General features: G+C 46.5%; 19 protein-coding genes. 18 read left to right on the forward strand and 1 reads right to left on the reverse strand.

The window, feature by feature from the left end; all coding sequences use genetic code 11:
* Nucleotides 1-132 precede the first annotated feature (132 nt).
* The 17 genes from MHI38_RS00980 (at nt 133) to MHI38_RS01060 (ending at nt 19413) form a co-directional block, all read left to right on the forward strand.
* The gene (locus tag MHI38_RS00980; protein ID WP_090924060.1) at nt 133-999 is read left to right on the forward strand and encodes a carbohydrate ABC transporter permease; all 867 of its coding nucleotides are present in this window, start codon (nt 133-135) and stop codon (nt 997-999) included.
* Between the two features lie 27 nt (nt 1000-1026).
* Complete coding sequence (locus MHI38_RS00985; RefSeq protein WP_154984239.1) at nt 1027-1851, forward strand: ABC transporter permease subunit; 825 nt, start codon at nt 1027-1029, stop codon at nt 1849-1851.
* 12 nt (nt 1852-1863) lie between these two features.
* Nucleotides 1864-4668, forward strand: coding sequence for an alpha-mannosidase (locus MHI38_RS00990; RefSeq protein ID WP_341180844.1), 2805 nt, complete (start codon nt 1864-1866; stop codon nt 4666-4668).
* Between the two features lie 258 nt (nt 4669-4926).
* On the forward strand, nt 4927-5931 hold the full coding sequence (locus MHI38_RS00995) for a Gfo/Idh/MocA family protein (protein WP_341180845.1): 1005 nt from the start codon (nt 4927-4929) through the stop codon (nt 5929-5931).
* A 135-nt stretch (nt 5932-6066) separates the two neighbouring features.
* Complete coding sequence (locus MHI38_RS01000) at nt 6067-6990, forward strand: AraC family transcriptional regulator (protein ID WP_341180846.1); 924 nt, start codon at nt 6067-6069, stop codon at nt 6988-6990.
* Between the two features lie 12 nt (nt 6991-7002).
* Nucleotides 7003-8088 carry a Gfo/Idh/MocA family protein gene (locus MHI38_RS01005; protein WP_341180847.1) on the forward strand — a complete coding sequence of 362 codons (1086 nt, stop codon included), beginning with the start codon at nt 7003-7005 and terminating at the stop codon, nt 8086-8088.
* A 169-nt stretch (nt 8089-8257) separates the two neighbouring features.
* Nucleotides 8258-8971 carry a glycosyltransferase gene (locus MHI38_RS01010; protein WP_261769279.1) on the forward strand — a complete coding sequence of 238 codons (714 nt, stop codon included), beginning with the start codon at nt 8258-8260 and terminating at the stop codon, nt 8969-8971.
* A 267-nt stretch (nt 8972-9238) separates the two neighbouring features.
* Nucleotides 9239-9991, forward strand: coding sequence for a FadR/GntR family transcriptional regulator (locus MHI38_RS01015; RefSeq protein ID WP_154889326.1), 753 nt, complete (start codon nt 9239-9241; stop codon nt 9989-9991).
* The gene (locus MHI38_RS01020; protein WP_308721864.1) at nt 9988-11199 is read left to right on the forward strand and encodes a M20 metallopeptidase family protein; all 1212 of its coding nucleotides are present in this window, start codon (nt 9988-9990) and stop codon (nt 11197-11199) included. Before MHI38_RS01015 ends, MHI38_RS01020 begins: the two co-directional genes overlap by 4 nt.
* A complete protein-coding gene (locus MHI38_RS01025) occupies nt 11196-12767 on the forward strand; it encodes an ABC transporter substrate-binding protein (RefSeq protein ID WP_154889322.1) in 1572 nt (523 codons plus the stop codon). The genes MHI38_RS01020 and MHI38_RS01025 overlap by 4 nt, the downstream gene beginning before the upstream one ends.
* 104 nt (nt 12768-12871) lie before the next feature.
* Nucleotides 12872-13789: an ABC transporter permease gene (locus tag MHI38_RS01030; RefSeq protein ID WP_145412920.1), complete on the forward strand. Its 918-nt coding sequence runs from the start codon at nt 12872-12874 to the stop codon at nt 13787-13789.
* A 15-nt stretch (nt 13790-13804) separates the two neighbouring features.
* Entirely contained in the window at nt 13805-14737 is a 933-nt protein-coding gene (locus MHI38_RS01035; RefSeq protein ID WP_090915740.1) for an ABC transporter permease, read from the forward strand.
* A gap of 18 nt (nt 14738-14755) precedes the next feature.
* Nucleotides 14756-16867 (forward strand): S9 family peptidase, encoded by a 2112-nt coding sequence (locus MHI38_RS01040; protein WP_154889320.1) that lies wholly within the window; start codon nt 14756-14758, stop codon nt 16865-16867.
* A 203-nt stretch (nt 16868-17070) separates the two neighbouring features.
* Nucleotides 17071-17433 (forward strand): Asp23/Gls24 family envelope stress response protein, encoded by a 363-nt coding sequence (locus MHI38_RS01045; RefSeq protein ID WP_186809671.1) that lies wholly within the window; start codon nt 17071-17073, stop codon nt 17431-17433.
* A gap of 47 nt (nt 17434-17480) precedes the next feature.
* On the forward strand, nt 17481-18089 hold the full coding sequence (locus MHI38_RS01050; RefSeq protein WP_154889316.1) for a GNAT family N-acetyltransferase: 609 nt from the start codon (nt 17481-17483) through the stop codon (nt 18087-18089).
* An 86-nt stretch (nt 18090-18175) separates the two neighbouring features.
* Complete coding sequence (locus tag MHI38_RS01055; protein WP_090915749.1) at nt 18176-18781, forward strand: pentapeptide repeat-containing protein; 606 nt, start codon at nt 18176-18178, stop codon at nt 18779-18781.
* A gap of 65 nt (nt 18782-18846) precedes the next feature.
* The gene (locus tag MHI38_RS01060) at nt 18847-19413 is read left to right on the forward strand and encodes a TetR/AcrR family transcriptional regulator (protein ID WP_154889575.1); all 567 of its coding nucleotides are present in this window, start codon (nt 18847-18849) and stop codon (nt 19411-19413) included.
* A gap of 155 nt (nt 19414-19568) precedes the next feature.
* On the opposite strand, the gene dapA is transcribed toward MHI38_RS01060, so the two are convergent.
* On the reverse strand, nt 19569-20438 hold the full coding sequence (dapA, locus tag MHI38_RS01065; RefSeq protein WP_154889314.1) for a 4-hydroxy-tetrahydrodipicolinate synthase: 870 nt from the start codon (nt 20436-20438) through the stop codon (nt 19569-19571).
* A 125-nt stretch (nt 20439-20563) separates the two neighbouring features.
* Between dapA and MHI38_RS01070 the strand changes: the two genes are divergently transcribed.
* Nucleotides 20564-21466, forward strand: coding sequence for a LysR family transcriptional regulator (locus MHI38_RS01070; RefSeq protein ID WP_154889573.1), 903 nt, complete (start codon nt 20564-20566; stop codon nt 21464-21466).
* The last annotated feature ends 255 nt before the right edge of the window (nt 21467-21721 follow it).

Raw genomic sequence — 21721 nt, forward strand, 5'->3', positions numbered from 1 at the left:
CATTTACACAAAAACGAAGTGAACGTGTAAATATATCTTTGGTTCAACTTATATATGGAGGATAACAACATCGATATATTCGGAGGGGGAGCGAAAAACTCCCCTTTTTCCGGTTCGAATGGAGAGTGACGTATGAAAAGAAAAGCCCCGGGCTCATTTCTGTTTCTGATGCCTTCCGTAACGCTGTTACTCGTGTTTTTTATCGTGCCGATTGTGCTCACAATCTGCTTTGCGTTCACGAATATGGCATTGACCGGTGCCGCAGCCAAAAGCCTGGAATTCGTAGGGTTCCAAAACTTTATTAACATGTTCCAGGACCCTGACTTTCGGATCAGTGTATGGCGTACACTTGTATTTCTAATTTTCTCCGCAGTGATCGGTCAGGTCGTGCTCGGATTTATTCTTGCCTTACTCATGAAAGAAAAAAATGTAACGTTCCGCCGGATCATCGGCATAATCGTAATTGCTGGCTGGGTCACGCCCGAAATTGTCGTGGCATTCTGTATGGTAGCCTTTTTCAGTGACAATGGTTCATTGAACCAGATTCTGGGCTGGTTTGGCGTAAGTCCGATCTCATGGCTGTTCAGTTTTCCCATGGTGAGTGTCATTATCGCTAACATCTGGCATGGAACGGCTTTTTCCATGATGGTTTATCAGTCTGCACTGGATGATATTCCGAAGGAAGTAGAAGAGGCCGCTATTATTGATGGTTCCACCGGATTCCAGATCATTCGCCATATTACGATTCCGATGGTGAAAGGCTCAATCGTTACCAATATGATGCTGGTTACTTTGCAGACACTGGGTGTGTTTACCCTGATTTATACGATGACGGGCGGTGGCCCGGGTACCTCTACGCAAACCTTGCCTATATTTATGTATAACCAGGCTTTTGTGAATTACCAGTTCGGATACGGAACAGCCATTTCTCTTGTGTTACTGTTCATTGGTATTATCGCCAGCCTGTTCTACATCCGTTCGATGAAAGTAAAAGTGTAAGGATTAAGGAGGTGTCATGTTCTTATGATGGTCAAACACAGTATTCAACGCAAAATCCAGTACGGTATTCTGGTTTTCCTCGGTCTATGTTTTTTATTGCCGCTACTTTGGATTATTCTGGCATCCTTTGATCCGAACGCGCAGCAAGGCATCAAGATGCCTGCAACGTGGACACTGCAAAATTTCAAGGATGTACTTGGGGATGAAAGTAACCTGCGCTCGTTCGGGGTAGGTCTGATTCTGTCAGGAGGACAGGCGGCACTTGTTGTCGCAGTATCTGTGCTGGCGGCCTATCCGTTGTCACGCTACGAGATGCGGTTTAAGAAAAGCTTTTTATTATCCATTCTGTTTATGACGGCTTTGCCGATTACGGCTGTGATGGTACCAGTGTTCCAGATGTTTCTGTTCTTCAAAATGCAGAACTCCATCATTGCTACGATGCTGTTCCTGACGGCTTCATCTCTTCCATACGGCATCTGGATGATGAAGAACTTCATGGATTCTGTTCCAATTGATCTGGAAGAATCGGCCTGGATTGATGGTGCGTCGGTCTGGAGAGGCTTGCGAAGCATTGTTGCTCCGCTGATGCTGCCAGGCATTGCAACCATTGCGATCTTTACTTTTTCAGGCAGCTGGGGCAACTTTTTTGTACCTTACATTTTGCTTCAAACCCCGGAAAAACTGCCGGCATCGGTCACGATTTATCAATTCTTCGGCAGTCATGGCATGGTGGAATACGGCAGATTGGCCGCATTTTCGATGTTATACACGATGCCTTCGGTAGTACTCTATATTTTCTCCCAACGTTATATGTCCAAAGGATTTAGTATGGGTGGAGCGACAAAAGGATAGGAGGAGACACATATGACGAATACGACGAATCAAAAAACAGCGCATCTGATCTCACACACGCATTGGGATCGGGAATGGTATATGCCATACGAGCATCATCATGTGTTACTGGTTGAACTGATGGACAAGTTGCTGGACACACTCGACCGGGACCCGGAATATCGGTACTTTCATCTCGACGGACAGACCATCATTCGGGAAGATTATTTACAAGTTCGTCCAGACCAGCAAGAGCGGTTGGATCGGTACATTCGTGAGGGACGCATTCAATTTGGTCCGTGGTATGTGCTTCAGGACGAGTTTCTGACGAGTAGCGAGGCTAACCTGCGCAATCTGCTCATAGGGCATCGGGACGCCAAACCTTTTGGAATCATCTCCAAAACCGGGTATTTCCCGGATTCGTTCGGCAATATGGGACAAGCCCCGCAGATTTTAGAGCAGGCGGATATCCAGAATGCGATCTTTGGGCGCGGGGTAAAACCTACCGGATTCAACAACGCTGTTGTGGATGCAGAAGCGTATGAATCTCCCTATTCAGAGATGATCTGGCGTTCCCCGGACGGTTCGGAAGTGCTAGGTATTCTGTTTGCCAATTGGTATTGTAACGGGATGGAAGTACCTGTAGACCCGGAGAAAGCACGAGTGTACTGGGACAAAAATCTGCAGGAAGCCGAGAAATTTGCATCAACATCACATCTACTCTTCATGAACGGTTGTGATCATCAGCCTATTCAGACGGATCTACCTGAGGCACTTCGTACCGCTTCCGAGTTGTACCCTGAAGTGAAATTTGTACACTCCAATTTTGATGACTATATCGCAGCAGTCTCGCAGCAGGTTCCTGATCATCTGGCAACGATTGAAGGGGAGCTTCGCAGTCAGCATACGGATGGATGGGGAACGCTGGTGAATACAGCCTCTGCACGTGTCTATCTGAAACAGTTAAACCAGCAAGGTCAGACGTTATTGGAAAAAGTAGCAGAACCCCTGGCAACCATGGCCCATGTAGCCGGGGTTAAGGAATACCCGCATCATCTGCTTACCCATGCCTGGAAGATGCTTATGCAGAATCATCCACATGACAGCATCTGTGGCTGTAGTGTAGATGAGGTGCATCGGGAGATGGTGACCCGGTTTGCCAAGAGCCGGCAACTCGCCGAGAAGCTGGTATCCCAGACGTCGCAAGCCATTGCGGAATGCATTGACGTACAGAATATCGAAGCTTGGGCCGAGGATGCCGTGTTGTTCACCGTGTTTAATACGGCTGGGTGGATGCGAAGCGGTATCATAGAGAAAGAACTGATCGTAGATAAATCCTTTTTCCCGGAAGGTCCTAATCCACAGGCTCTTGCGCGCAAATTGGAAGAAGTCGTACTACCAACATATCAAGTGATCGATGCTGAAGGCAATATATACGTAGCCGAAATTCTTGATCTAGGTGTTCATTTCGGTTACGAGCTTCCGAAAGATCGCTTCCGTCAGCCATATATGGCACGTAAGGTTAAGGTGATTTTCCAGGCGAAGAATGTTCCTGCACTGGGTTATCAGACGTATGGTCTGGTTCCAGTCGGGGAAAAGCAAGAAAGACAGGCGGCTGGCGTTGAAGTTAACGTTGAGATTGAAGCAAACCTGATGGAAAACGAATATCTGCAAGTGCGTGTGGAGCAGAATGGCACGATCACACTGCTTGATAAACGTTCGGGAACAGAATATCACGGACTGAACGTCTACGAAAATACCGGGGATATCGGCAACGAATATGTGTACCGTCAGCCTGAAGGCGAGCAAGCGTTATCCACTAAACAACTCAAGGCGGAGTTACGTCTTGTGGAGCATTCCCCTTATCGTGCCGTAATGGAAAGCGTGCTTCGTTGGAACATTCCGGCTGGGGCAGATGAGCTGTTTGAGCGGGAGAAACGTTACATGGTTCCGTTCACGGAGCGTAAGGCTCAGCGTGTTCAGGATACCGTTCCTCTTAAGATCACAACAACATATACACTGGAAGCAGGCAGTGATATGGTCAAGGTAAAGACCGAATTTAACAATCAGGCCAAAGATCATCGCCTACGTGCGCTTTTCCCATCCGGTCTGGTCACGGACCATCATTATGCTGATTCCATCTTTGAAGTCGCCAAACGGCCAAACATTCCGGCGAAGGAGTGGGTGAATCCGAGCAATGCACAGCATCAGCAAGCATTTGTTCATGTGACGGATGGGAGCACCGGGCTGATGGTTGCGAACAAAGGGCTCAATGAATATGAGATTTTACAGGAGAATGCAGGAAGTACGATTGCGGTTACGCTGCTCCGCGCTTCATCCGAATTGGGAGATTGGGGTGTATTCGACACACCGGAGGCTCAATGTCTGGGACCTCAGGCGGTGGAGTATGCTATTATTCCATTTGCAGGCGATGCGGCGAAATCAGGTGCTTGTGCAAGTGCATACATGTATCCTATCCCGTGGACGACGGTGCAGCTTGGGGAACTGGCTCATACGTATGAAAAAGAAGCGCAGCCTGTACATGGAATGAAAGATGGCCAACGGAAATTACCACTGAGCAAACAGTGGCTGGACTGGCAAGCCGAGAATTCAACGCTGGCATTTTCCGCTTTGAAGATTGCAGAAGAAACAGGAGATGTGATTGCACGTTGGTTCAATTTGAGTGCTGATCCGGCTGATTTGCATGTACAGACTGGCTTCGAGTGTGTCTCCACATATGAGAGTGATGTGCTGGAGCGGGTGAAGGGTTCGCTTGAAAATAATCATCGGACGGTAGCGGGATATAAAATTGTTACGCATGGTTACGTGCTACTGTGATACCGAACGAATCAACAGAGTCAGCTGAAGTTTAGGCTTTAGAGCTTAAAGCGTTAACTGTTGGATGAGAAGCCGCCTGTGAGCGGCTTTTTCATATTTTAGGAGAATGAGGGAAAGTGCAACTGTGATAGTTTAGTAATATTAAATGTCGTAATTTTATATATGAATTGTCGTGAGTTTCGATTAAAAATAAATAAATCATGTGATACCTTATAGATACGTTGTCAGAATATTATATACTATGGAGGGAAGACATCCGTGACTATTCGAATTGGAAAAATCAGTTTGTGGCATGTACATGCATGGGATTACATCAAGCAAGCCCAGGAACACGAGGATACAGTAATCGCCGCCGTGTGGGACGAAGACCCGAAGCGTGGGCAGGAAGCTGCTGACCGCTTGAACGTGCCCTTTTATGCATCGCTTGAGGATATGCTGGCACAAGATGACATTGATGCGGTAATTGTAGATGCGCCTACACGTCTCCATGAAGAGGTGATTACGGCTGCTGCCAAGGCGGGTAAACATATTTTTACCGAAAAAGTCATTGCCGCGACGCAAGTGGAGGCTAATGTTATTCTGAGAGAGATTCAGGCAAACGGAGTCAAAATGACCGTTTCTCTTCCGCGTCTATATGCTGGATATACGCTGACCATTCAAGACGTGCTTGAGCGCGGATTACTCGGTCAAGTTACATACGTGAGGGCACGATTATCCCATGATGGAGCGATCACAGATTGGCTGCCTCAGCACTTCTATGATCTGCATGACTGTCAAGGCGGAGCTCTGATTGATCTGGGCTGTCACCCGATGTATTTAACGAGATTGTTTCTAAATCAGCCAATTACCGATGTGAGCGCACACTTTGGTTATATTACAGGCAAAGAAGTTGAGGATAATGCAGTGGCAACACTCTCTACATCAACAGGAGCTATTGGGGTAGTGGAAGCGGGATTTGTGAACAGTCACTCGCCTTTTACCATTGAAGTACATGGCACAGAGGGCACATTGTTATATGGAACGCCGGATTCCACATTGTTGATTCGCACGAAAGTAGCGGAAGGTCAGTATACGGATTGGACCGAACTTCCTGTTGCTGAAAATGTAGAAAGCGCATTCAATCAATGGGTAGGACACATTCAAAATGATACCGAGGACAGCGCAAACATCAACATGGCGATGGAATTGACCCGGTTGATGGAAGCGGCGAATCGCTCAGCGAAGGAAGGTAGACGAGTTGCGCTGACTGAGTTGCAAAGTTAGATATCAAGCTAGACAGGATAGATTGGATTATATAAGTTGAATGAATTACTTACACTTTAACGGAGTGGACTGTGTAAAATCTTCAGTTCTACTCAATATAATTTCGTCCTGTAAGGCGTTAAGGAGGAAGGCATCTTGGGTCTGTATCCGTATGAGAAAATGCTGGATCGGCAGGATCTCCTGGAGCGGCTTGATATTACCGTGGTATGGGGGCATTACGAGATTCGTGTGCTGCGATTTCATCTGACGACATTTCCAGCGGGGCGGATTGTCGATTTTCATAACCATGCGGAGTATGAGTTCCATTTCATTCCTAGAGGGAAAGGTAAAGTTATTATTGATGATCAGTCCCATGCATTATCGGAAGGGTTATTGTATCTGACCGGACCTGGGGTTGTTCATTATCAGGAAGCCGACGCCGAGCAGGATATGGATGAGTTGTGTCTTCATGTGGATATCGTGCATAAACCACGAGAGCATGTCGATCCATGGGAAGTTGCGGAATCAGAAGAGACCATTGAAAAACTAAAGACACTTCCGCATAAACCGGTTCAGGATTATCACCGTGCAATGCTCTGTTTTCTCGAAGCGTATGAAGCATGTGACCACAAGATGGTCGGATATTATACTTCGATTAAGCAGCTGGTTGTTAGCATTTTGTTAAAAACAGTTCGCGCTTACGATACGGGCGGAATTCGAGCTGAAGCTCCTGTAAGGGATATGACAGTGTATCGATACGATTATGCTGTACAGTACATGGAAGCTAATCACGCTTCTGTAGTGACGCTGGAGCATGTCGCCGAGAAGCTGCACATCAGCAGCCGCCAGTTGCAACGCATTTTTTATCAGGTACAGCCTGATATGCCGTTCAGCCGAGTGCTGGAGGACATTCGCCTGCGAGCGGTGTGCCGTAATTTACAGGAAAGCAACGTGTCTATTGAACAGATTGCGGTTGGCTCAGGCTTTAACAACGCCAACTATTTACATGCTGTGTTTCGAAAACGCCTTGGGATGACCCCATCGGCTTTTCGCAAAATGAAACAACCAATACTAAAGTGAGGGTGACTTATGATGAGTAAATTATATCGCATTGGAATTATTGGCTGTGGCGGGATCGCAAACGGCAAACATCTGCCAAGTCTGAGCAAGCTGGAGAACGTTGAACTGGTTGCTTTCTGTGATATTGTGGAAGATCGTGCCGCAGAGGCGAAGAAACAGTACGGTTCTGCCGATGCCGAGATATACACGGATTACCAGGAACTGTTGAATGATGAGACACTCGATATTGTGCATGTGCTTACCCCGAACATCTCCCACGCAGAGATTTCAATTGCGGCGCTGGAGGCTGGCAAACATGTGATGTGTGAGAAACCGATGGCCAAGACTGCGGCTGAAGCTCAGCTTATGTTGGAAGCGGCCGAACGTACAGGTAAAAAATTGACGATCGGTTATAACAACCGTTTCCGTCAGGACAGCATGTACTTAAAGCAACTGTGTGAAGCGGGCGAGCTAGGTTCGATCTATTTTGCCAAAGCCCATGCGATTCGAAGAAGAGCCGTGCCGACTTGGGGTGTATTTCTGGATGAAGAGAAACAAGGCGGCGGACCGCTGATTGACATTGGAACACATGCACTGGATCTGACCTTATGGATGATGGATAATTATCAACCGAAAGTGGTACTTGGCACTACGCATCATGAGCTCTCCCAGAGAGAAAATGCAGCGAATGCCTGGGGACCGTGGGACCCACAGAAATTCTCGGTGGAGGATTCCGCCTTTGGTATGATTGTCATGGAAAATGGGGCAACGATCATGCTGGAATCCAGCTGGGCGCTGAACTCGCTTGATGTGGACGAAGCTAAATGCAGTCTGAGTGGCACCGAGGCAGGCGCTGACATGAAAAACGGACTGCGTATCAATGGCGAGAAGTTCAGCCGTCTGTATACCAATGAAATTGAACTCAGCTCTGGTGGTGTGGACTTCTATGAAGGACAGTCCGAAAATGCACCGGATGTGGAGATGCGCAAATGGATTGAAGCGATCGATAAAGATTCGGAGCCCGTAGTTACACCAAAACAGGCGCTGGTGGTATCACAGATTTTGGAAGCTATTTACGAGTCGGCACACACGGGCAAGGCAGTATACTTTAATAATTAACGGAGAAGCTTCAATAGATTGTTCTGTTAACATAATTAGATTCCTAAACCTTTGTCCGTTTATCCGGTCAGAGGTTTTTTGTTATTTTTCCATAATAGAGGGAGCCGTCCATACCTGATATGGATCAAACACATAGGATGAATGGAAATAAGCTGAAAGAGGGGATGTTGTGTCTAGGTATCTTACACCTATGGGAGTTTCCATCGTTGTTTGCACCAACCGTCCACAATTTTTGGATAACATCCTGCAGAATTATGTTCGCCAGCGTTACAAGGTCAAGGAATTGATTATCATTCTGAATCTCGACAGCATGAACATGCGTTTAATTCGGAAAAAGGTGCAGAAATACGCGAATGTCCACGTATACCAAGTACCCGAACGTATCTCACTAGGACAGTGTCTAAATGCAGGCATCACCAGAGCTCGTTTTTCACTCGTTGCGAAAATGGATGATGATGATTACTACTCTCCTTATTATCTGGAAGAACAGGTACGTGCGCTCAGGCAAACCGGCAGTGATATTGTGGGTAAACACTCCTGTCTGGTTTATCTGGAAGCTTCCCGAACATTGCTGATGAGGTCACCGGGCGAGAGCAATAAACCTGTGGAATTTATCCAGGGAGGCACGCTGTTATTCAGAAAAAAGGTGTTAAAAAGGATTCGATTTACGGATCGTTCGGTGGGGGAAGATGTTACGTTTCTAAGGCAATGCAGGAAGAGAGGGTACAAAACGTATGCAACATCACCTTACAACTATGTGTATCTGCGCAGGCAGAACAAAGCAAGTCATACGTGGAGAGCAGAGGATCAGTTCTACCTTGAAGGAAGCGAGCGACTGGCTGTAACCAGGACTTTTAAACCTTTTGCAAACAAAAAGTTGTAGAAAAGGGAGACACTGCATTTTTAAGCGAAGAGTCGGATATCGTCATTCAGAAAAAAGTATAACATCCATTTGATCCAGAGAGGTTCTGACCGGTGCAGAGCGTCTTTTTTCTTTATAGATAGAGTTTAATTTCGATGTGGAGAGAGTGATCTATATGGGGGATTAAAATAAATGTTGGATTTTAGCAAAAAAAGTATTGCATATCAGTTTAGTCGGAATTATATTAATGGTATAAGGTCTAGACCATATATAGATCGGAGTGATCAGATGTCTAATCCATTCTCCTTTCATTTCGAAAAAGTATCGACTAAAAAGGTTAGTGAATTTATTCGGGAACAACTGGAAGAAGCCATTATTCTAAAAGAGTTGATGAGTGAGGAGCAGCTTCCCGCTGAACGGGATTTAGCCGAGATGTTTGATGTAAGCCGTATTACGGTTCGCGAAGCGCTCTCAGCACTGGAAGATAAAGGACTGATAGAAAAAAGAGTTGGAGCCAAAGGTGGAACTTTTGTTCTGCCACTCACGACTAATTCGCATAAACGGACAAGAGAAGAGATCAAACGAGGCTGGGCTCAGATGCTCAAGGTGTTTGAGTACCGGACCATTATTGAGCCGGAGGCGGCTTTTCTGGCTGCTGAGCGGATCACCGCAGGCGAACTGGAACAGCTGTATAACTATATGGAGCAAAGTATCGAGCCGGATTGTACACGGGAATGGTTCAGGGCACTGGATGTGAAATTCCATCTGACTATAGCCAAAGCATCACGAAATCCATACTGTGAAACAGCCGTCAGACAAATTCGAACGAAGATTAACCCGGCGCTCGATCTGATGCCCTACGATGACCGAATTCGTTCCGTAAACTACGAAGTACATATGAAAATTCTTGAAGCACTGAAGTCAAGAGACAGCGTGAGGTCACGGGATACGATGAAAAGGCATATCGAATTCTCGGCTGATGCCATCTATGCGCGCTTGGTGTCAGAATCCGAGGAACATGAAAGGAATGAGATCCAATGAAGCAATCTGAATTAATACAACTGGCTCAGCCGCTACAAGCGAAGTTAAGTGCCTGGCGCAGAGACCTGCATCGCCATCCGGAGATTGGTTATGAGGAGCATCGTACCTCTGCCATTGTGGCCGAGCATCTGGAGAGCCTTGGACTTGAGGTTACTCGTCATGTTGGGAAGACAGGTGTAACTGGCCTGCTTCGCGGAGAAACAGATGGCCCTACCTTTGCACTTCGAGCAGATATGGATGCATTGCCGATTGAAGATCAAAAATCAGTGGAATATCGCTCAACGGTGAAAGGCAAGGCACACCTCTGTGGTCATGACGCACATACATCGATTCTGATGGGTGCTGCTGAACTACTCACAGGGCTTGGCAGACCGAAATCCGGTAACATTAAGTTCATCTTTCAACCTGCGGAAGAGGGACTAGCCGGTGCAAGAGCCATGATTCAGGACGGCGTGCTGGAGAATCCAAAGGTGGATGCCATTGCTGGCTTGCATATGACACCTGGTCAGGATACGGGAACAGTTGGGGTGAGCAGGGGAGTTGCTTTTGCTTCGGCTGATCCGCTCGTCATCAAGATTGTGGGTCAGGGAGGTCACGCGGCTCGTCCGCATGAAGGTATTGATGCGATCGCCGTATCCGCTCAGGTGATTACTGCGCTACAGAACATCGCCAGCCGTATGATTGACCCGCTTGAACCTGTAGTTGTCACGATTGGTAAAATCACCGGAGGTTATATGGGTACTGCTATAGCGCCTGAAGTCGAGATGATTGGCACAGTCCGCACATTATCTCCTGCAGTGCGTGAACGGATGCCATCTCTGATCAAACAAGTCGTGAACGGTGTCTGCAGTTCATTCGGAGCGGAATGTGAAGTCACCTACGGTGACGGTTATCCGGTTGTTGTGAATGACCTTGGCATGGTTGATCTGCTCACAGAAGTCTGTGAAGAGGTGAATGCGCAGAAGGGGTGGAGTTACATCAAACCGTCGACAGGTGGGGAAGACTTTGCTTTTTATTGCGAACATGTGCCTGGTGTGTTTTTCCGGTTAGGATCGGGAAATGAAGAGGAGCGTACACGGTATCCGCTTCATCATCCGAGATTTGATCTTGACGAAACGGTCATGCCTTACGGCGTAGGCTTGTTGTCAGCAATTGCATTTGAATTTTTGGCAAGGAATACAACTTCCAAGGGGGAAGAATCACAATGAAAAAGAGACAATGGACAGGCTTGTGGATTACTTTGCTGGCAATCGTGATGGTGTTAAGTGCTTGTGGTGGGGGCAGTAAAGGTACGACGAACAATGCAACCTCTGAAGGAAGCGGAAGCGAAAGTGCGGCTGCCAGTAGCACGTTAACAATTGCGGCGGCAACGGATATCGAAAGCTTTGATCCACACAACAATAACAATACCGCGAGTGAAGCTGTGCTTGTGAACGTATTTGATTATTTGATCAAAAACGACAGTCAGCAGAAAAAAGTTCCTGCGCTCGCTGCTTCATGGGAGCAAGTGAACGATACAACGTGGAGATTCAAGCTGCGTGAAGGTGTAACGTTCCACAATGGCGACCCGTTCACTTCCGCTGATGTGAAGTACACGCTGGAGAGAGTCGCTAAAGATAATACGCTGAAGCAAAATAGTTATTTCAAAAACATCGTTGAAGTCAAAGCGGTGGATGAGCATACGGTAGACATCATTACCGATGGTCCAGACCCATTGTTGCTCAATCGCTTGTCCAAAATGGGCGCTGGCATCCTGCCTTCCAAATATATTGCAGACAAGGGCATGGACACGTTCCTGAAAGAGCCGGTGGGTACTGGCGCATACAAGTTCAGCAAATGGACCAAAGACGACCGGATTGAGCTTGTGAAAAATGAAAACTATTTCGGCGGTGAGCCGAAGTGGAATGAAGTGGTATTCCGTGTCATCCCTGAGGCTTCCACACGTGTATCTGAATTACTTGCTGGCGGAGTTGACGTTGCGTCATCCATCCCGTCAACAGATATTGCACGTATTGAAGGCGAAGCAGACAAAAAAATTGTGAAAGCACCTATTCAGCGTGTTCTGCAACTGATCTTCCGTCAAACGGAAGGCAGCATTACAGCTGATCCAAAAGTGCGTGAAGCCATTGATCTGGCGATTGATAAACAAGGGATCGTAGACAGCATTGCCGGGGGAGCAGGGATCGTTACACGTACATCTGTAACACCTGGAAACTTCGGAGCTGACCCGTCACTGTATAAGACATCATTGTATGATTTAGAAAAAGCAAAGCAGTTGCTGAAAGAGGCAGGCTACGCTGAAGGCACGGCCGAGATGACTATCTCCGTATCTTCTCAGTACAAGGAACAAGCTGAGGTTGTTGCAGCCATGCTGGATCAGGCCGGATTCAAAATCAATCTGGACGTGCTTGAGCCGAGTGCATTCAGCGAGCGTTATAGCTCCAAATCATTTAAAGAAATTTTCATGATCGGAATCGGTAACTCCCTGTTTGACGCGTCCAACAACTATAACCGCTATATGGTGGAAGAAGCCAAAGGGGAATCAGACTACAACAATCCGGAAGTGGAGAAGTTGCTGCAATCTGCGCTTGTAAACATGAATCCTGAGTCTCGTGAGAAAGAATATCAGCAAGTACAACAGATTTTCTCAGAAGAGCGCCCTGCCGTATATTTGTATCAGATGGAAGGCGTCTATGGAACAAATGACAAAGTGAACTTTGCACCACGCAGTGATGAGATGTTCTATGCGGATGAGATTACACCTGTTGCAAAGTAACAGAGGCTAATACCACCTGTCATTGCATGAGTAAGCCGTGAACGGCAGGGACTGAATGAACAAGTTCCTGCCGTTCTTTTTTGGAAAGAGGAGGTGAGCCGGGAGTGGGAAAATACGTATTCAAATCTTTACTGCAGGTCATTCCGGTGCTGTTTATTGTCTCATTAATTGTTTTTATTCTGGTTCGGGTCACGGGTGATCCTGTGGCTCTGATGTTGCCTGAGACCGCTACAGCAGAGGACAGGGCTGTGTTGACGCAGGCACTGGGACTCGACCAGCCTTTATACGCGCAGTATATGAAATTTCTCGGTAATGCCATTCAGGGAGATTTTGGTCAATCCTTCCGTTACGGTCAGCCTGCACTTGAGCTTGTGTTAGAGCGATTGCCTGCAAGCTTTGAACTTGCCGCGGCTGCCATGTTATTTGCAGTATTGATGGCTGTTCCGCTGGGAGTGATCTCGGCAGTGAAAAGAAATACATTTACCGATCTTCTCATTTCAGGTATTTCGGTGATTGGCAAAGCGATGCCAAACTTCTGGATGGGCATTATGCTCATTCTGTTATTCTCCGTTGTGCTGGGCGTTTTACCGGTTTCGGGTCGCGGAGGTTTATCCCATCTGATTCTGCCCGCTTTTACGCTGGGGGTGGGACTTGCTGCACAGATGACACGGCTAATCCGATCCAGCATGCTGGAGATTCTGAATCAAGATTACATTCGCACGGCACGCAGTAAAGGACTGGGACGCATGACAGTGATCGCGAAGCATGCGTTCCGTAACGGTTTAATTCCGGTTGTGACCATTATGAGTCTGCAGTTTACCAGTCTGATCGGAGGTACTTTGATTACAGAAACCGTATTTTCCTGGCCAGGCTTGGGTCAACTGTTAGTAGTGGCCGTAAATACACATGATATGGCGATTGTGCAAGCAGCCGTGTTTGTGATTGCATTCATTGTAGTGGTTGTTAATATTCTCACGGATGTGTCCTACAGACTGCTGGATCCACGTATCAAATATGACTAGAAGGGGGTGCGATCTATGAGAGACAACGATGAAACAAATGTTCTGGTTACCGAACCGGACAACAGAAGTTCGCGTACGATTGCCGGAATTCGATCCATCTGGCAACAGCTAATCATCAGCAAGACCGGATTCATCGGTGCAGTGCTTGTATTGGTTGTTGTCCTGATTGCAATAGCCGCACCTCTGCTAACGAGTCATGATCCGTCAGCGGTCAACCCGCTGAACCGTCTCAAACCGCCTGCGTGGCTCGAAGGCGGAAAGGCCGAATACTGGCTGGGAACCGACAATCTGGGCAGAGATATGTGGAGCCGTATTGTATATGGCGCACGCGTGTCTTTAATTGTAGGTATGGGCGCCGTCATTGTTTCCGGAATAATCGGAGCCGTTCTGGGTCTGATATCCGGATTCTATGGAAAGTGGCTGGATGCCATTATTATGCGTGTGGGTGATGCATTCATGGCGATACCAACGATTCTGTTCATGTTAGTAGTGATGGCTATTGTGGGTCCAGGTATGACCACGTTGATCTTTGTTATCGGTGTAACCAACTGGGTGCCATTCACCCGTGTAGTTCGTAGTGAAGTGCTTAGTATGAAAGAGCGGGATTTTGTATTTGCCGCCAGATCGATTGGTGCCAAAAATGGACGGCTGATTATCAAGCATATTTTGCCTAACGTATTGTCGTCGTTTATTGTCATCTGCGGCATGAATGTAGGCACAACAATCATCATGGAAGCGTCGCTGAGTTTTCTGGGACTTGGAATAAAACCACCGGATGTATCGTGGGGTGGCATGTTAAGTGACGGACGGCAGTATGTAGCCACGAGCTGGTGGGTTGCTACATTTCCGGGACTAGCTATTACGTTTACTGTGCTGGGTGTTATTTTTCTCGGCGATTGGTTGCGGGATGTGCTTGATCCTCGAACAGAGTCAGCTCAGAAATCATAACGGAAGGGAGTTATGGATATGAAAAAAAGCCAGATTACGCCGGAGGATCTCTATCACTACCGCTGGATCAGTCAGCCGGTGATCAGTGCAAATGGACAAGTAGCCTACGTTGAACAAACGATTGATCGGGCGAAGAACGAATATAACACACAAATTCGGGGAATTTCGCTGGATGGGACAGAAGATGTAGCGCTGACGGATGGAACGAAGGATTCCTCTCCTGCATGGTCACCAGACGGCAACAAGTTGACGTTTATTCGATCGACTCAGGCTGGAAAAGGACTTTGGTCTGTTCATACGGAATGTACAGAACCGTCCATGCTCATATCTCCTGAACGTAAAATCATGAGTTACGTCTGGTCTCCCGATGGGAAGTATATTGCGTTTACGAGTAAAGCTCAGATGAGTTCAGCTCAATTATCAACCGATGAGTTGGCGAAAGACGCTAACGATGAAGCAACCCGGCAACCAGAAGCGACATTGCGGGGAAAAGTCTACGAGCGCACTACGCCGAAAGCTGAGGGATCAGGTTGGTGGGATGGTCAGTACAGCCATTTGTTTCTTTACGAGATCAAGAGTGGACTTATCAAGCAGATAACCTCCGGGGTATGGAACATCACTACCCCCGTCTGGTCACCGGACAGCCTGAAACTTGCCTTTATCTCCAAACAAGTAGAAGAAGCAGGATCAGATCCGGATTTGCTTCATCATACGGACGTGTACATGACCAGCATTGAAGCAAGCTCAGGAAAAGTTGAAGAACCTTTCAAAGTTACGGATTCCAGTCTCCAGATCACCCAATTTTCTTTTACAGCCGATGGAAAACAACTGATTCTGATTGCAAGCGATCGTAAATACGGAAGTGGAAGTCATCATCAACTGTTTACACTTCCCGTGAATCGGGGGATACCCAGGCTATTCGCACCTGAGCTAGATATGCACATCGGTAATGCTGCACTGGGGGATATGAAGTCGGCAAGCGCCTCTCCTTCGCCAATCATTAGTCGTTCATCTTCTCAACCGGGAGTATATGTACTAGGCACACATCACGGTAATGTCGATGTATACCGAATTCAGTCCGATGGCAACTGCGAAATGATCACAACAGCAGGAGAAAAAGATGTTTATCAGTATACGATCTCTGCAGATGAAGAGACTTTGGTTGTAGCTGCACTCACGGATAAGCATCCAGGAGAGTTGTACACTGTCGGCATGAAAAGCGGTAAAATGGTCAGACTCACTCATCGTAATGATGAATTTATGGGGCAACGAATGGTTAACGTACCGGCAAGAGTGGAATTCACCTCATCGGACGGTTGGCGGATTCAAGGCTGGCTAGCGATGCCTGATTTAACGAAAGATGCAGATTGGACTGAAGCTACGGGTGCAACGACCCCATCGTCCGGAATTCAGATTGAAGATGAACTGCAATCTGATCGTAAGTTACCTTTGATTTTACAGATTCATGGTGGACCTCACGCGATGTATACTGGAGCATTCAGTCATGAGATGCAGACACTTCTCGCAGAAGGTTATGCTGTATTATGGGTTAATCCTAGAGGTAGCATAGGTTATGGCCAGGAGTTCGCCAGAGCTTGTCGCGGAGACTTCGCTGGCGGTGATTATCGGGATCTGATGGAAGCTGTGGATGACGCACTGGCAACGAATTCAATGCTGGATGTATCTCGTTTGGGTGTTGCCGGCGGTAGTTATGGCGGGGTCATGACCAACTGGATTGTCGCTCACTCAAACCGTTTCAAAGCAGCTGTGACACAACGCTGTATCTCCAACTGGTTATCCATGTACGGCACAAGCGACATCGGGATTTCTTACGTGGAGGGTGTTATTGGGGGTAATCCTGCGGAGAATGCTGCATACCTCTGGTCTCGATCGCCGCTTGCTCATGCGCACAACATCGAAACTCCGTTGCTTATCATGCACGGGGAACAGGATTACCGAACACCGGTAGCTCAGGCGGAGGAATTGTACACGACATTGAAGCGTTATGGAAAAACAACCAAGCTCATTCGTTACCCGGGTTCCAACCATTCACTGCTCAAAAGTGGCAAACCTTCTCTTCGAGTCGATAGCTTCGAACAGGTGAATGCCTGGTTTAACGAGTACCTGTAGCTCATCAAATGCAGAATGAATTCGAGAGTTAGCCTTTCGGCGAATCTTTTTATAGAATGAACACCTAATATAGAGAAGCAAAAAAAACCGCAATTGATGCGGTTTTTTTTGCTTTATGGAGAAATAGTTGAATTCAGTTGTTGAATGATATATATTTTAGTTAAATGATAGTATTTACTATCAAAAAAATGGAGGCGATTCATATGATGAATCAACAAACGTTAGGTCAGATCCAAATATCCGATGAAGTCATCTCCAAAATGGTCGGTAAAATAACAGGTGCTACCCGCGAAATTTCTTCCATGTCGGCTGGATTGGTTGAGAGTATTAGCAAAATATGGAGCGGTCGTAGCGGGCATAACGGCATTGTCATTCGCAGAGTAGACAATAGCGTGGAGATTAACGTGAAAATCATCGTTCATTACGGTAGTAAAGTACACGAGGTTTGCAGAGAGTTACAGCAAAAGGTCATTGACCAGGTAGAACATCTTACTGGGATATCCATTCAAGCGGTGAACGTTTTTGTAGATGGCATGACATCCGAAGCATATCCGTCCAAATCTTAAGATCGAAGAGACGAGAGCTTACTAAGCATACATGAGGAGTGATCACCATGAGCCAAATATCTATTCAAAAAGCAAATCCGCAAACCGCCGTCGGAGGAAAACTAACGGAGATGGCGCTTGATTACATGAAATATTCATTGGCGGGTTCCAGGGAGCCCGCAGTTATAGATAAGACCTTCCAGAAGCTTTGGAAGTCCCGAAATAATCGGTTTAGTCACGAGTACGCTTACGAAGCGGTTCGGGAGGGGAAAACACTCGGCATGATCATGTGTTATCCAACGACACTGATGAATAAGCTGGCATGGCCGACGTTCTCACAGCTGTTTGACATACACAAATGGAAGCTGATCGGATACAACCTGCGTAACTGGAAGGAGTTTTATACGATGGTAACGTTAAAAGAGGCAGAGAACGATGAATACCACATCGGAATCATTGCCGCTCTACCAGAAAGCAGGGGGCTTGGGATCGGGACAGAATTGATCCGTCATGCGGAGAAACAGGCGCTTCTGCAAGGGTTTGCAAAGTCTTCCTTAACCGTCAAACAGGAGAATGCAGGTGCCATCAAGCTCTATGAACGTCTGGGGTACAACAAAGTGGGAGTGATCAGTAAACCTGCTGTATCCATGTATCGAATGTCGAAAGCACTTCACTGAATGAAGTGATCTCATATGGTATAGTAGAATGAGTTGTTATTTAAAATGACTACGACGTTAACACGATACCAAATGAGGTGTAATCCATGTATCAATATAAGGATCAGGAATATGAGGGCGTTCATTTTGAGGGACGGGATTTGCGTTACGGCGAGCTAATTAGCTGTGTGTTCAAGCATTGCACGTTCATGAATGCCTCCATGGAAGAAGTCGAAACAAGCCATTGCCGTTTTATTGAGTGTGATTTCAAAGGGGCATCCATGAATGGTTCCATACATACGGAGTCTGCATTTGAGAATTGCCTGTTTGGGGGTGCCAACCTGTTTGCTTCCAAATTTACAGCTTGCAAGATGACGGGATCGGATTTTTCCGGTGCCCAGATGGACGGCATTACACTTGTCAAAGGAGATTGGTCTTATACCAATCTGAGATATACGCGACTTGGGAGACAGGATTTGCGAGGGATTCGTTTTTTTGAAGCGGATCTAGCTGAATCCGATTTAAGCAAAGCGGATTTGCGTGATTGTGACCTCACGAGAGTATCCATGAGTAAGGTGAAGCTACAGGGTGCGGATTTGCGGGGGGCCATTTTGGATGGCATTGATCTGAAATCTCTAGATCTGAAAGGGGTGCGAATGGATCGCGAACAGGCCGTTCTGATTGCACGCTCCTATGGAGCGAAAGTGGACTAGCTTGACCTCTGACTCGAAATTGCCATTCTTCACTTATAATGAATCAGACCGAGGTGCCGTTTGAGATGAAAAATGAGAAGTTAACATTTAAGCAAAATCGAATGCTAGCCATTCTGGATGAAGCCACAAAATTACTGATCGAGAAGCCCAATGCGTCGATGAACGACATTGCTGAAGCCGCGAACATCGGAATTGCCACATTACATCGGTATGTTGAGAGCCGTGAGCAACTGATGATTCACTTGGCGATGCGTGCAATTGATGTTGTTAACGAGACGTTGCAACACGTCAAGCTCGATGAGGAGCAGGTTGAACACTATATCCCGGAGCTGATTGAAGCGCTAATTCCACTTGGGGATAAGATATATTTTCTGGCTCACGATGCAACCGTCAATTATAATGCCGAGATTGAAGGGGCCGATCAGAAGCTGAGACAACCGGTGCTTCATGCCATTGGTATACTTCAAGAGAAAGGCTTTTTTCGTTCGGATGTGGACAAAACGTGGATTGTAGATGTTCTGTATTCAATTCTTTTCTTGACGTGGCAACAAGTGATCCATGGCAATATCGCCAGAAATGCTGCGCCTGCACTTGTTGTGGACACGTTCTATCACGGTTTTGTTACGAGATGAGCTGAAAAAGAAGCAGGATATCAAGCATTTTTACGTTGTTGCTTCTATGGAGTGTTAAACAAGTGCACAGCAAAAGCCGCAGATGAAACTGCGGCTTTTTATATTTCGACCTATGGCTATCTGTGGCTATGTTCTATAGAGGTGTTCCGCTTAATTTACAGTGCAATCTTTGCTTTTAATTGTTCAGATGCTGGCATGAGAGGCAGGCGCAGCTGTGCAGAAGCGATAATGCCTTGCTGTGCAAGCAGATGTTTCAGCATGGCAGGCGCAGGCTCTTCGAAGAGATTTTTAATGAACGGAAGCAACTGCGTATAGAGACGGTAGGCATCTTCTTTTTCACCAGCCACAAAACGGTTATACACTTCCAGGAACCGCTCTGGATTAATACTAGCCGATGCCATCATGCCACCGGCTGCACCTCTCGTTAACATATCGAAGAAGAAGGTATCATCTCCACACAAAATGGGCTTCGAGCCGCAACGTACCAGTTCAGTCATAAGATCGAGGTTATTTGTGCTATCCTTAAGACCAATAACACCATCGATGTTCATAATTTTTTTCATCATATCTATGGAAACTCTAACCCCTGTACGGGCTGGGATTTCGTATACCATCACGGGTATGCCCACGCTGGCTGCCATGCGGAAGTGCTCGTAAATGCCCTCTTCCGTGGGTCTGTTATAGTATGGAGTAACGACAAGAACAGCATCGGCTCCGAGTGCGGCAGCTTTCTTTGTTCTTGCCACCGTTGAAGCGGTATCATTGGTTCCAGTTCCAACCATAATGGGTACGGAGGAGTTGATGCTGCTCAGAGTTTCCTTAGCGGCCTTCACAAGTTGTTCCACTTCATCCCATGTCACGGTAGGTGACTCTCCAGTCGTACCATTAATCACCAAGCCATGGATGCCACTGTTAGCCATAACTTTGATGTAATTTTGGAACGAAGGAAGATCAAGTTCGCGTTCTTTGGTAAAAGGTGTGATTACAGGTATATAAATACCTTGAATCTGTTGTTCGGTTAACATCGTATTACCCCCAAATGTATGTTGGAATTCCATTTCATTCACTTTACCATGGGAAAAGGTATCATAGTTAGCTATAATAGATGATAGGTGTTATCAATAATTTCGATGATGTGAGGGAATAAATGATGGATTTGAATTATTTTCAAACCTTTCGTGAGGTGGCATTGAGGCAAAGCTTTACCAAAGCAGCCGAAGAGCTTGGTTACGCGCAGTCAAGTGTGACAACCCAGATTCAAAAGCTGGAGAAAATTTATCAGGTCAAACTATTCGAACGTTTTAATAACAATAAAATTAGGCTGACTTCGGCTGGAGAAGAGCTGTTTAAGTTGTCTGGACAGCTTCTGGAGATATTTGAACATTCTCAGGAGAAGCTGACCAAACAGGGCGGCGGATCACTTACCATTGCTACGATGGACTCGCTTGCTTCTTATTATCTGCCGGTGCCCATTCAAACGACACGTAAACAATATCCCGAGCTTGGCATTCGGCTACAGACCGATCGGGAAGATCTGATTCTACAAAAAGTCAGAGAAGGGGAGGCAGACGTGGGTCTTATTCTGGCCAATGCTTCACCGGAATCCGGATTACAATGGATTACGATTCGCGAGGAACCGCTGGTGCTTATCGTGAATTCAGACCATCCACTTACAGCTAAATCCGAGGTAACATTGAGTGATTTGGCGGACGAAGAATGGATCATGCCGGAGGATTCGTGCAATTACAGGCAGTTGCTGGAGAAAGTACTCCGAACGAATGGAATCCCTTATAAAGTAGGGCTGGAGCTGGGAAGCCCTGAGGCCATTAAACGAAGTATTATGGCTGGTCCGGGCATCTCGCTTTTACCTCGTATGATTGCCATGGATGAGATCCAAAGACAGAAGCTTACGGTGCTGCCTCTAGTTCATACGGACTTTACACTGGAAATTCAGCTTGTTATTCATGCCCGCAAATGGATATCGCATGCACTGCAACAATTCATCACGAATCTGGGTGCCAAAGAGTCCGATTGGTTGCCTGCAAAGGCATAAAGTTAAGCAATTATTGACGTATTTAATAAATGAAGAGCAACTCTAAAAACTCTTGATCGGTGTCGCATTAGATGCGAGGGGCCCATCGAGAGTTTTTTTGATTTTTAAAGAGATTCAGATATTAATAGAGTTCAGAATTTAAGATTTAAAACTTCCAAAAAATGATATAAATTTCTATTAGATTCAAATCATTACCAAATTAAGACAAAGTTTGAGTGGAGGAGGACGACAGAGAACAAATAGTTATATCTTGCA

Source organism: Paenibacillus sp. FSL K6-1558 (assembly GCF_038002565.1).
Taxonomy (GTDB): Bacteria; Bacillota; Bacilli; order Paenibacillales; family Paenibacillaceae; genus Paenibacillus; species Paenibacillus polysaccharolyticus.